The organism is Paenibacillus sp. FSL K6-2859, assembly GCF_038008265.1.
Classification (GTDB): domain Bacteria; phylum Bacillota; class Bacilli; order Paenibacillales; family Paenibacillaceae; genus Paenibacillus_AQ; species Paenibacillus_AQ nitricinens.
Genome location: NZ_JBBOYU010000001.1, coordinates 3,368,526 through 3,382,624 on the forward strand (window position 1 = coordinate 3,368,526; position 14,099 = coordinate 3,382,624).

Here is a 14,099-nt window from a genome sequence, read left to right on the forward strand (position 1 = left end):
AAATCCTGTGTTGAGAAAACTATTTAAAAGTTGTACTATTGGAAGCGATTACATTTTAGCTGGATAAAATGGAGGGAGCGACGATCTTTTTACTTAATAGGCCTATTTCTATCCGAACGATGTTGCTTACTGTTTTTTTGCTCCTTATGTTGTTTCCTTTGGTTGTAATCACCTATATCATCTACGAGAAAGAAAATGAAATCTATCAGAAGCAAGTTAGTCAATACTTACTGCAAACGGTCAGTCAGACCCAGCGGGTGCTTGAGTCGGATCTTACGGAAATTGATAGACTTACCTGGCCGCTGCTTTATCAACATTCGCTCGATTTTCTGGATGCCTCATACAATACCCCTTATCTTCTTATGGAAGCGAATCAGAAGTTCAAAGAACTGGTCTATTCCGACCTGTTCAGAGGTCGATTGGATCTTATTCGCGCCGTATATTTGATTACCCCTAACAAAACCGTATTTTCATCTGACAGCGCCTTTCAAAATTACTCACAAGTCAATATCGATAACTATCAACATATCGTAGAGGAAGTTCAAAAGCATCCCTTGCAAATGAGCTGGTACAGTGATGAATGGGCTATCTACAGGGGCAAAAATGGCTTCGATACGCCGGTACGAAACTCAGTTACTGCAGCGCGACAGATAATCGACAGTAATACATCCGAAGTGCGGGGATACCTTTTTATACAATTAAACGATCGTTTTATTGAGGAGAATTTGGATAATATCCAGATTGGCTCAACAGGGACTTTAATCGTATCCGATGCAAATGGAGATGAGATCTATCAGCAGCGTTCACCTTTGCTTGATGAGCCTGATATTGCTGAAGCTGTAAATTCTTCTTCCTTGCAAGGGACGGGAGTCGTGAAGTTTTCTCAAAAATGGCTGATGGCCTACGATACGTCAACCGTTAGTGGATGGAAGATGACTGCAGTGGTTCCACTTGAAGAGCTGATGCGACCCAATCTTAAAATTCTACAATATTTGCTGGTCATGGGTGGGCTTGGAGCGCTTATTTTCACTATTATTTCAATTCTAATGGCCACTGCGATCTCAAGGCCTGTAATTAAGCTGGCCAAGCTGATGCCGTTTCTTTCCTTTGATCAATTGCATGTAGAAGAGATTCAGGGCTCCATTCAGGAAATCAGCATTCTGCAGCGAAATTTTAATCGGTTAATGCTTCGGATTCAACAACTTATTCAAGAGAATGAGCAGCAGGAGAAGGAAAAACGCGAGGCTCTACTTCAAGCACTACAGATGCAGATTCAACCCCACTTTCTGTACAATACTTTGGATACCATTTATTGGATGTCTAAAAAGTATAAAGCCGATTCCATCAGCAAGCTTGTCACCGCACTGGGTCGATTTTTCCGGTTCACATTAAATGCGGAGTCAGAATGGACAACAGTGCAGAAGGAGATGGATCATATTGAAAATTATTTGTTGATCCAGTCCTTCCGTTACCGTGACAAGCTGCAGTACGAGATCACTTTAGATCCTGAGACTTTGAATAGCCGGATTATGCCGTTAATTTTACAGCCAATTGTTGAGAATGCGCTTGAACATGGCATATCCAAGATTGGCGGAGGTGGAAAAGTAACGATCAGGACATTCAAGCAGGAGAACCGCGTCTATATTGCGATACACAACACAGGTGAGAAAATCGATATGGAGCATGTGAAGCTGCAATTTGATCATGCCAACAGTGAACATTTAGGGCTGCGGAACGTACAGAAACGCATCTCTTTAGCATTTGGCCCGGAATTCGGATTACAAATCGAAGCAGACGAGGTTGAAGGAACAGTGGTGACCATATGTATTCCTTTCGAAGAATATCATTAATTCGGATACAGAGGAGTTGGAAACGTGAGCCGCTGGAAATTTAATAGGTTAATTATTATTTCTTTTATACTGTTGCTTGTATGGGCGTTTAGTGGATTGATTCTTCTGGACTTGGACACGGATGTTACAGCAGTACTTCAGGAACCCTCCAAAAGAATCAAAGTGTTGATCCGTACGGGCACTGAGTCCGCAGCATTACGCCAGCTCCTCACACCGTTTGAGAAAGAAACGGGCATAAAGGTTGATTTTGTTGAATTGGGGCGAGAGGGTTATTTCACGTTTGTAGGAACCCAATTGCTAGCGGGCTCGGACGATTTCGATATCGTATTCGTGCCCAATACTTCAATCGCACAGTTCGCGTCAGCTAAAGCGATCGTACCGCTGGATAATTACATCTATCAAGCACAGAGAACAGATCCAGAAGGAATGGACCTGAATGATTTTTTGGCTGTCTATAAATATCAGGATTCTATCTATGCGCTGCCTACGGATATCAGTACACATTTTTTATATTACCGCAGTGATTTGATCCCTAATCCCCCTGAAACTTGGGATGAAGTATATGAGCTTGCAAGGAACTTCTCGCAGCTTGAGAATCAACAATCGCCGACAAAGTGGGGGTTAGTCATGCCGGCCATTGTGCCGGAGGAGAGGTCGAAAATTTTCGCCTCCCTGTTGTGGTCATTTGGTGGTGACTTTCTGGATGAGGATAGCGGAGAAGTGCTGCTGGATTCGAAATCTTCGATCCAAGCTGGTGATTATCTGGCACGTCTTATTCGCGAGAAAATTATTCCTGACGATTTGTTATCTTGGGATTTCGTTAAAACAAGAGATGCGCTGTTATCTGGAGAAGTTGCGATGGCTGCTCCATATTGGAATTCGTCTTACCCAATGATCAAGTCGAGCGATAGTCGTTATAAAGATGTCATTAAAGTTGCTTTGCTTCCTGGAATGAGAGATGAGCAGGGAGTAGTAAAACATATCCCATTCCAGCATGGCTGGACCATGGCGATGAATTCCAGTTCCAACAATAAGGATTTGGCGTGGAAGTTTATCGATTATTCTACGGGTAAACGGGGTGGACGAATTTATACGCTTGCCGGGGGTGTACCTGCCAGACGTTCACTGCTCAGTGATCCTAATCTTCAAGAGAAACGTCCAGATTTCGCATTAATTCTAGATTCGATGAAATGGGCCAAGAATGAACCATCGATTACCTATTATCCAGCTATGGTGGATACCGTGGAAAGGGCTTTGGCCAAAATCGTAACACTTTATGAGGAGCCAAAGGATGCTTTTCGGGAGGCAGCGATTGAATTGCGTCGATTGGGCGCACGTGCCAATAAATAATTAGAGGTGGAGCATAAATGACTAATACAACATGTCGGGCAATGATTATCGATGATGAGGCTTGGATTCGTGAAGGATTAAGTGAGCATATCGAATGGGAGAAGCTTGGTATTGAGTTGGTCAAAGTTTTTCAAGATGGAAATGAAGCGCTAGATTATCTGGAAAAAGATTCGACCGATATCCTTCTGTCCGATATTCGTATGCCCAATATGACAGGTCTTGAGCTGGTAGCTCGGTTACGCGAGAAGGCGAGGAATGATCCCTCCAGTAAATTATCACAGATTAAGGTTATTTTCCTCAGTGGTTATGGAGATTTTAAATATGCTCAGGAGGCCTTGCGACTGGGAGCTGTGGATTACCTGCTTAAGCCCGCGGATGTGGAAGAAATTGAAATCGCTCTTATGAAGGCTAAAGCCTTGTGCAAGCAGGATGGCGAGGAATCATCTGCGCTTACGACAGTTGAACCGGTAGAGGAACCAAGCTCTTATCTAATCAAAAAAGCCCTGCAATTTATCCAAGTACATTATGCGGAAGATATTTCATTGTCACATATAGCGGGGGAGCTGTTCGTGACTCCCAATTATCTCAGTCGCTTATTTCGTCAAGAGAGCGGGCAAGTGTTCAGCGACTATTTATCCCGAATTAGAATGGACAAAGCATATGCAATGCTGGTCGACAGCAATTTGAAAATTTATCAGATTGGAGAAGCCGTTGGTTATCCCAATCCACGTTACTTCAGTGAATGGTTTCAGAAGAATGCAGGCATGTCACCAGGAGATTACAGAAAAAGAAATGCATAGAGCCGGGGGGACTTAGGGTGAAAAAGCGGAAGAAAAGATAGAATCACCACATTATTTCAATCCTTTCAATCCATTAATATGAGTAGTGTAAAGCGTTTACAATACGGTGGATTGAAAGGGGTAATCAAGTGAAACGCAAACTGGGTCTAATGCTTACAACTGTAGCCATGGGCGGTATGCTGCTGTCGGGTTGTGGTGGCGGCAATTCGAATCAATCATCTTCCGCTTCGCCATCTCCATCTCCAGAATCAACCTCATCTAAAGTGGAATCCACTCCTGCACCGGCTAAACCTGAAGAAAAAAAGCAGGTTGAAATTTTCAGCTGGTGGACCGGAGCAGGGGAAGAAGCGGGTCTTAAAGGTCTGATCAAAGAGTTTCAAGGTAAGCAGCCGGATATTGAAGTGCTTAACTCAGCGGTATCTGGTGGAGCAGGAACGAATGCCAAAGCAGTGCTCGCCAGTCGAATGCAAGGCGGAGATCCACCGGATGCCTTCCAGGTTCATGGCGGCTCGGAGCTAAACTCCGGTTGGGTAGCAGCCGACAAAGTAATTCCTCTTAACGATTTGTACGCGTCAGAAGGCTGGATGGATAAGTTCCCGAAAGATCTGATTGATCTTGTCAGTCAGGATGGGAATATCTACTCGGTGCCCGTTAATATCCATCGGGGAAATGTAGTGTTCTATAACAAAAAAATATTTGACGACAACAATTTGAAAGCTCCAACCACCTTTGATGAATTCTTTGCAGTTGCGGATGCGCTTAAAGCAAAAGGAATTGTGCCGCTTGCTCTAGGGGATAAAGAACCGTGGACAGCAACAATGGTGTTCGAGAATATCCTGCTTGGAGAACTCGGGGCAGACGGCTACAAGCAACTATGGACGGGAGAACTTTCTTTTGACGACGCTAAGGTTAAGAGCTCTTTAGAGACATTTAAGAAAATGATGACCTATATCAACAACGATCACGCTGCACGGAACTGGCAGGATGCCGCCCAATTGGTTGCTAAAGGGGATGCTGCCATGAACATTATGGGGGACTGGGCGAAAGGTTACTTCACCACAGATCTTCAACTAACAGCAAACAAAGATTTTGGCTGGACGCCAACGCCTAATACATCAGGCATGTTTATGGTCATCACTGACACATTCGCGATCCCTAAGGGTGCTAAGAATGAAGCGTCGGCGAAAGAGTGGTTAAAAGTTCTAGGTTCTGTCGAAGGCCAGGATGTGTTTAATCCGCTGAAGGGCTCCATACCTGCACGGATCGATGCTGACAAAAACAAATATGATGTTTATGGGCAACAGACGATCGAGGATTTCAAAGTTAGTAAACTAGCTCCTAGTATGGCGCACGGTTCTGCTGCGCCAGAAGGCTTCACCACACAAGCTAATCAGGTCGTTAATATTTTCGTAACGAATGGAGATGTCGATCAGGCCTTAAAAGCTCTGAAGCAGGCGCAAAGCACAGAAATCAAGTAGAACAGTAAGGGTCAGGACGTTCTGCTTGCGTTCCTGGCCCTCCTTCTTAGGAGTGAAGATATGAGTGAAATAACAACTGCCGAGCTTCCTATTCAGCCTTCCCCCAAGCCTCGTAGAGGCTGGAATCTCACGAAAAGTCTTCCTATTCTAATGATTTTGCCCTCATTGATTGTTATTGGTATCTTTGTATACGGATTTATCGGCAGAACGGCTTTTGTATCTCTGACCGACTGGAATACATTGGTGAAGACTAATCATTTTATTGGCCTTGATAATTATCGTTTTTTGTTTCAGGATTTCCGTTTTCAGTCTGATTTACGGAATACGTTGGCATTTACAGTACTATTTATTGCCTTATCCATGTTCACGGGTCTTTTTCTTGCTAGAATGGTAGATTCGAAAATTCATGGGGAAGCCTTTTTCCGAAATGTATTTATTTTTCCAATGTCATTATCTTTTATCGTTACAGGCGTGGTCTGGCAGTGGATCCTTTCTCCTAAAACCGGAGTCAATCTGATCCTTAGTGGGTTAGGGCTTAAAGATGTACCCAACTGGTATGTAAGTACAACCATCATTCCTTCTTTACATCTAGGACAAATTCAATTTGGATTGCCGATCGCAGTAATCGCTGTTGTGATCGCTGCCGTCTGGCAAATGACGGGATTTGCCATGGCGATGTATTTGGCTGGCTTACGGGCGATCTCTGATGACTTGCGCGAAGCGGCACGGGTGGATGGCGCCACAGAAGGGCAAATTTTCCGCAAAGTGATTATTCCTCAGTTGAAACCCATCTCTATGAGCTTGATTATTATCTTGGCACATATCTCTCTGAAAATATTTGACTTAATCTATGCGATGACAGGCCCAGGAGCTATGTTCGTTACCGATGTTCCCGGTATGTATATGTTCGAGACCACCTTCAGAGGGAATCATTACGCTCAGGGTGCAGGAATCGCGATTATTATGCTGCTGTTTGTCTCTCTCTTCATTGTCCCTTATTTAATTTCCGGTTTCAGAAAGGAGAGACCTTAACCATGGCCAAGTCACGGTTCAATCGAACCATGAAATATATCCTATTAACTGTGCTTGCTGCGGTCTTTCTGGTTCCCGTTTATGTCATGCTGGTTACGAGTATCAAAAGCTTGAATGAAATTACATTGGATCAAATGTGGAAGTTGCCTTCTGCACTAAATTTCTCGGGTTATCGTGAAGCTTACAATAAGCTCATTCCGAATCTGATCAACAGCTTTTATTTGGCCATTCCCGCAACATTAATCTCCTCTTTATTGGGTTCAATGAATGGTTATGTGCTTTCTAAGTGGCGTTTTAAAGGCTCAGATGTTCTCTTCGCATTAATGTTATTCGGTATGTTTATTCCCTATCAAAGTATTCTCATTCCATTAATTCAGTTTCTGCAATCGATTGAGCTCTATAATACAATTCCGGGTTTGATTCTTGTGCATGTGGTATACGGGTTGCCGATTTGTACATTGATGTTCCGCAATTTCTACGTAGGCATTCCTAACGAATTGTTGGAAGCAGCGCAAATTGATGGCAATGGCTTTTTCGGAATCTATAAAAATGTAATCTTCCCGCTGTCGATTTCCGGTTTCGTGGTGGTGGGAATATGGCAGTTTACGAGTGTATGGAACGAGTTTTTGTTCGCGGTCACGCTCACATCGCAGAAGCAGCAACCCATCATGGTGGCTCTACAAAACTTGTCCGGAAGCCAGATTGTGGAGTGGAATGTGCAGATGGCAGGTGCGTTACTTGCCGCGTTGCCGACGTTGCTGGTTTATATTTTCCTAGGAAGATACTTTATTAAGGGATTGCTTGCGGGTTCAATTAAAGGCTGATATTTCTTCATTGGAGGGTTGTGTACATGAATAAACGCCGATTTAGGGTTTTGTTCACTATTGCTTCTACAGTCTCTTTACTGATAGGGAGTATTCCCATTTCACCGATCGAAATAGCCAATGCTGCGCCCACTGTTGATGCTACGAATTTCTTCAGTTCTTTTGAATCCAGTGACGTGAAGCCCATTGAGAATACCACAGAACTAAACGCAAATAAGGAAAAAATGACTTTTGGTGTGGATGGAAATCTACCTTTTACAGGAATTCAAGGGGATATTACAAAAAATATAGTGGATGTTCAGGTTAACGGTGAAAATCCTCCCAACGAAACGAAAGATAAATTGATAGATGGTACAGAAACAACCAAGTGGCTGACCAGAACCTCAACCGGTTGGATAAAGTTCAAATTGCAGGCAGCAGATACCATAACCAAATATGCCTTAACCTCAGCTAATGATGCGAATGGGAGAGACCCGAAAGATTGGAAACTCTATGGCTCTAATGATGATGCGACATGGACATTATTAGATACGCGAACGGATGTGAGTTTTCCGAACCGTTACCAACGTCAAATCTATGATATTCCAAATCAAATTACTCCATATTTATATTATAAGTTCGATATTACCAAAAATAATGGGGAAAGCTTGTTGCAGCTAGCGGAAATAGCTTTATCTAATGGAATAGACCAGCCAGAGCCAGTCTCCGTAGACATGAAAGCTTCTGTTACTAACGGCCCGACAAGCCTATATACCTCTAAAACAAGTACGGGTTGGACGGGTTTAAAAGCTATCACAATCTCTGGTACGAATACCGTGAACGGAAGAGCATATGCGTACAATAAAATTTACGATACAGATATCCTAGTAACTCCTTCTACAGAACTCTCCTATTATATTGCGCCGGAGTTTACAGATAAAGATCAGACGTTATATACGAGCACCTATACATCGGTAGATTTATTCTTCGCAGACGGGACCTATTTGCATGAGCTAGGTGCGGTAGACCAGCATGGAATCAAACTCAATCCTCAAGATCAAGGGAAGTCTAAAACGTTATATAATAACCAGTGGAATTTCAAAAGCGCTAAGATCGGCGATGTAGCTGCCGGAAAAACCATCCAACGGATACTGATCGCTTACGATAATCCCGCTGCTGAAAAAGGAACAGGGTTTAAAGGAACGATTGACGATATTAAAATTGAAGGGAATCCCGTTGAGAGCTCTCACTCACGACTTTCAGAATATGTAAATATTCTTAGAGGGACACAATCGAACGGCTCCTTCTCTAGAGGCAATAATATTCCGGCTGTTGCTGTCCCGCATGGCTTTAACTTTTGGATTCCAAAAACAGATGCCGGATCAGATTGGGCTTATGCCTATAACCTGAATAATAGTGCCAACAATCTACCTGTTATTCAAGCCTTTGCGATGAGCCATGAGCCAAGTCCTTGGATGGGTGATCGTCAGACCTTCCAGGTCATGCCATCCGATACGGCAGGTACACCTAGCGCGAATCGTACAACACGGCAACTGGAATTTAAACATGCTAATGAAACAGCGAAACCATATTATTACGGAGTTACTTTTGAAAACGGTATCAAAACGGAGTTTACACCTACAGATCACGCTGCGATGTTCCGGTTTACTTTTACAGGCAACAGCTCCAACCTGATATTTGATAATCAAAGCAATAGTGGTGGAATGACTCTAAATGCGGATGGATCGATTCAAGGTTATTCAGATCAAAAGAGTGGCAATTCTAATGGCGCTACACGTATGTTTTATTATGCAACATTCGATAAGCCTGTAGTAGCCAAAGGAAATCCTACCGCAAACGGTGGAGGAGCTAACGTATCTCGTTACTATAAATTTGATACTACAACCGATAAGGTTGTGGAGATGAGAATCGCCTCTTCACTACTTAGCGTAGAACAAGCAAAAAACAACTTAAATCAAGAGATTACAGCTCAAGACTCCTTTGACAAGATTAAAGAGAAAGCACAAACGCAGTGGGATCAGCTGCTTGGAATCATTCAGGTTGAAGGAGCAACGGAGGATCAGTTAGTAACTTTATACTCCAATCTATATCGACTCTACTTATGGCCGAACTCTGCATATGAGAACGTTGGCAGTGCTGGGAATCCAATATACAAGCATGCTAACCAATCTGCAACGGGAACTTGTAGTGGAAGTACTGAGACGGAAACCTGTGCTCCGATAGTTGAAGGGAAAGCTTTTGTGAATAATGGCTTCTGGGATACTTACCGCACAACTTGGCCAGCTTACGCATTGCTGACCCCATCTAAGGATAGCGAACTAATCGATGGATTCGTTCAGCAATATAAAGACGGTGGCTGGATCTCCAGATGGTCCTCTCCGGGTTATGCGAACATTATGGTGGGCACCAGTGCGGATGTTGCTTTTGCTGATTCGTATTTGAAAGGGGCTACAGATTTTGACGTGCAGAGCTTCTATCAGGCTGCGCTTAGGGATGCGGCTACCAACGCTCCTAACGCTAATGTAGGACGCAAAGGGATGAATACCTCTGTATTTAATGGATATACGAGTTATAACAATCTGGGAGAAGCCATGTCTTGGGCGATGGACGGATATATCAATGATTTCGGGATTGCTAATCTGGCTAAAGCGTTAGCCGAGAAAAATGATACCTCTGATCCCTATAACGCTCATTACAAAGACGATTATCAATATTACATCAATCGTGCTCAAAACTATGTCAATATGTTTAATCCTAATCTGGGCTTTTTTAATGGACGTTCTAGTAATGGGGAATGGAGAGATACGGCAGCTAGTTTCAATCCAGAAGCTTGGGGCGGAGGCTCAGGAGACTACACCGAAACGAATGGCTGGAATATGGCCTTTCATGTGCCCCAAGATGGGCAGGGACTAGCCAATTTATATGGTGGTAAAGAAGAACTAAGCAACAAGCTGGATGAATTCTTCAGCACTCCAGAAACGGCGAAATACCCGGGAACATACGGCGGTTTAATACATGAAATGAGAGAAGCAAGAGATGTAAGGATGGGGCAGTACGGACATAGTAATCAACCATCCCATCATATTCCTTATATGTACAACGATGCCGGGGAGCCATGGAAGACACAGGAGAAGGTTCGAGAAGTGCTTGACCGGTTATATATCGGCAGTGAGATCGGTCAAGGTTATGCTGGAGATGAAGATAACGGTGAAATGTCGGCATGGTATATTTTCAGTGCGATGGGCTTCTATCCGTTGAAGATGGGAAGTCCAGAATATGCGATTGGAGCACCTTTATTTAAAAAAGCAACGATCAATCTGGAAAATGGTAAACAAATCGTTATTAATGCTCCAAACAATAGTAATACCCATAAATATGTGCAGAGCTTAAAGCTCAACGGAGTGGATTACAGCAAAAACTATCTGCTCCATTCCGACCTATTAAATGGTGCAACACTTGATTTCGATATGGGTGCAACGCCTTCGAAGTGGGGGAGTGGAGATGATAATGCTTCACCATCACTCACCACTGGCACTGACGTACCACGTCCTATACGTGATCGTACTGATAAGTTGATTTCCCAAGGTTTAGGGAAGGTCACGGATAATGCTGGAACCTCTACGGTTTCTCTGAAGAATTTGTTTGACAATAATTCAGCCAGCACGGTATCGATTAATAGCACAAATCCTACTATTCAATATCAATTTACCGCAGGTCCAGAGAAGATTAGTATGTATACCTTGACTTCTTCCGGCCTCGGAAGCGAAAAGAGCGATCCCAAGAGCTGGGTGCTCAAAGGTTCAAACGATGGGGTCACTTGGGACACCCTTGATGCTAGAAAGGATGAAAGCTTCCAGTGGCGCCAATATACGCGTGCTTTTGCAATCACTGGTGAAGCAGAGTACTCTCGCTACCAGTTAGAGATTACAGAAACGAACGGTGGAACTAGTACAGCATTGGCCGAAATCGAGCTTTTAGGCAATGATGTGAGTGATGAGAACGCGGTTGCTATCGCAATGACCTCATTACAGCTCGGGGATGTAAGTCATATCACAACAGGAATTGAGCTTCCGAAATTTGGTATGCAGGGAACGACACTTACCTGGAGCAGCACTGACACTTCGGTATTAAGCGATAAGGGTGAAGTCGTAAAGCGTCCGGATGTCGGTCAACCAGATCGAACAGTCACCTTAACAGTGATAATAAGCAAGGGAGCTGTTAGTCAGACCAAGACCTTTGATGTTGTTGTAAAGGCATGGAGCAGAAATGATCTACCCCATGAAGAGGACTTCACAACAGGACTGGAAACAGGAGATATTCTACCGGCATGGAACAACTTCAGGCTAGAAACACACAATGTTAATGGATGGTGCTGCAATATCGGTGGGATGGAATCAAAAGCCGGCAGCGTGGATATCGATCAAGAACAAGGAATAACGAATTCTGCTTTATTGTATTCAGGCAACGTAACGGTTACCGAAGCTAGTTATTCTTATAATCCGGTATTCGAAGCTGGATTTGTGATTGAGCCCTCCACGGTGCTCACATACAGAATTCATCCTGAAGGACCTGATGCCATTACACAGCTTGAGCATAAAAGAGAGCTAAGTGCCTATATTTCGATGGACATCTTGTTTGATGATGGAACTTATCTGCATGATCTAAACGCAGTGGATCAGAATGGAACCCCTCTGAATCCACTGGCTCAGGGTGAGGTATTAAAGCTGGATACCTGGAATACCGTATCTGCTAAGATCGGAGAGGTTGCCGCAGGTAAAGTTGCCGACAAAATCCTCATTTCATTTAATGCCACAGGACATACCGGTGATTTCCGAGGGTACGTCGACGATATTCGGATTTATCATTTAGCAGATGTACCTTATGGAACAGATGCTAGGCTCAGCGGGATCTCAATGGATGGAACAGGTTTACAAGAGTTCGACAGCAACAAGGATACCTATGATATTATCTTACCAGCCGGTACAGAAATCGTTCCTACGGTAACAGCTACAACATATGATCCCAATGCGACGATGATTGTGACTGCTGCGGATCATTTACCGGGCACGACAACGATTGAGGTAACAGCGGAAGACGGCATCACAAAGCTTAGCTACAGAATTAACTTTACGGTCCAGGAGCAAGAACCGGAGCCAACGAAAAACAGTGACGCCACGTTAAGCGGCATTATGATCGACGGTACAGCCTTGGCAGGATTCGATAGCAGCGTGGATACGTATGAAGTTGTTCTGCCTGCGGGTACAGTAAACGTACCTACGTTAACCGCGAATCCGACGGATTCGAAGGCAACAGTGAATGTGACGGCCACGGATCGCCTGCCGGGAACTTCGGTGATCGAAGTAACTGCAGAAGACGGCAGTACGAAGTTCTTTTATAAAGTAAACTTTACGGTTCAATCCAGTCCTTCAAACCCGGAACCGTCCAATCCAAATCCTTCGAGCCCTAGTCCGGGAGGGAATACATCTACAACAACACCTCCTACTGAAGAAAAGGGTAAGGTAGGTGAGGTGACAATTAAGCCGGCACAAATTGTCCCCATCAACGGAACTGCAACTCTCGAGATGCCAGCTGGGACTAAAGAATTAATACTTCCTTCCGATACCTTTAACCTACTAGGCGATAGCAAGCTGGAAGTGAAGCTGGATAACTTCACGATCGTTATTCCTGCCAAACTGTTTAAGCAGCTAAGCGGCGAGCTTAGTGCAACGGATCTGCAAAACAGCAGCATATCTTTAAAGCTGACGTCACTTACACAATCTGAAGTGAATGGAGCGATGGCTGCAGGCAAAAATACGATGAATGCAGATATCCGTTCAGCCGGGCAAGGATATGATGTGAGTCTGGCGCTGATCGGCAAAGCTGGAGTCATAACAACGCTGGATAAATTCGATCCGCGCATCACAATTCGGTTCCATTTGGACCCTTCGATCCTTTCGCCATTAACGGGTATTTACTTGATTGGGAATAATGGATTACTGGAATATATTGGTGGGGTAAGCGCTGATAACAACATTGTTAGCGAGATTAATCAATCTGGTAAGTATATCGCTCTTGAGCTGACAAAGAAATTTGCTGATGTACCTTCTACACACTGGGCTGCTAGCATCATTAAAGAATTGGCGGCGAAGCAAATTATTACGGGTACCTCATTGACTAGCTTCCAGCCACAGCGCAGTGTGACCCGTGCTGAATTTACTGCACTGATTGTCAGAGCGCTCCAGCTGAAGGGAACAAATGATGCAAGTGAACCAACCTTTACAGATATCAAAGCAACCGATTGGTATGCGAAAGCGATCGCGGTCGCAGTAGCAGAGGGCATTGTAAAAGGTAAAGGTACTTCCAGATTTGATCCAACGGCTCAGATAACGCGTGAGGAAATGGTTGTCATGATCATACGTGCGTATGATGCGGTTAAAGGGAGCAAGGCCGAAGGTTCAAGCCGTTTGTTTACAGATGCAGCGCAAATTGCAGCATGGGCTGCCGATGATGTAAAGGCGGCTGTATCACTGCGATTGATTCAAGGGCGTGATTCAGGCAATTTTGATCCGAAAGGCATTACGACTCGTGCGGAGGCAGCTCAAGTGATCTATAATTTGTTGGAAATTTTCTAACTGTTATTAAGATGGGCTGCGTAATTCATTAAAAAAGAAGACTTCTGATACATTCAGAGGTCTTCTTTTGTGATGTTTTTGTTGACAAAATAAGGAATTAACAATATATTATATATGCGAAAATAATTTATAT

General features: G+C 43.8%; 7 protein-coding genes. All 7 read left to right on the forward strand.

Annotated features, from left to right (window positions below; all coding sequences use genetic code 11):
• The first annotated feature begins 146 nt into the window (after nt 1–146).
• The 7 genes from MHB64_RS15015 (at nt 147) to MHB64_RS15045 (ending at nt 13,966) form a co-directional block, all read left to right on the forward strand.
• Nucleotides 147–1,850 (forward strand): sensor histidine kinase, encoded by a 1,704-nt coding sequence (locus MHB64_RS15015; protein WP_341134745.1) that lies wholly within the window; start codon nt 147–149, stop codon nt 1,848–1,850.
• A 24-nt stretch (nt 1,851–1,874) separates the two neighbouring features.
• Nucleotides 1,875–3,200, forward strand: a complete 1,326-nt coding sequence (locus tag MHB64_RS15020; protein WP_341134746.1) for an extracellular solute-binding protein — start codon at nt 1,875–1,877, stop codon at nt 3,198–3,200.
• Between the two features lie 17 nt (nt 3,201–3,217).
• The gene (locus MHB64_RS15025) at nt 3,218–4,000 is read left to right on the forward strand and encodes a response regulator transcription factor (protein WP_341134747.1); all 783 of its coding nucleotides are present in this window, start codon (nt 3,218–3,220) and stop codon (nt 3,998–4,000) included.
• Nucleotides 4,001–4,167: 167 nt separating this feature from the next.
• A complete protein-coding gene (locus MHB64_RS15030; RefSeq protein WP_373455869.1) occupies nt 4,168–5,478 on the forward strand; it encodes an ABC transporter substrate-binding protein in 1,311 nt (436 codons plus the stop codon).
• 60 nt (nt 5,479–5,538) lie between these two features.
• The gene (locus tag MHB64_RS15035) at nt 5,539–6,510 is read left to right on the forward strand and encodes a carbohydrate ABC transporter permease (RefSeq protein WP_341134748.1); all 972 of its coding nucleotides are present in this window, start codon (nt 5,539–5,541) and stop codon (nt 6,508–6,510) included.
• Between the two features lie 29 nt (nt 6,511–6,539).
• A complete protein-coding gene (locus MHB64_RS15040; RefSeq protein WP_373455870.1) occupies nt 6,540–7,334 on the forward strand; it encodes a carbohydrate ABC transporter permease in 795 nt (264 codons plus the stop codon).
• A gap of 26 nt (nt 7,335–7,360) precedes the next feature.
• Nucleotides 7,361–13,966 carry a GH92 family glycosyl hydrolase gene (locus MHB64_RS15045; protein ID WP_341134749.1) on the forward strand — a complete coding sequence of 2,202 codons (6,606 nt, stop codon included), beginning with the start codon at nt 7,361–7,363 and terminating at the stop codon, nt 13,964–13,966.
• Nucleotides 13,967–14,099: the final 133 nt, after the last annotated feature.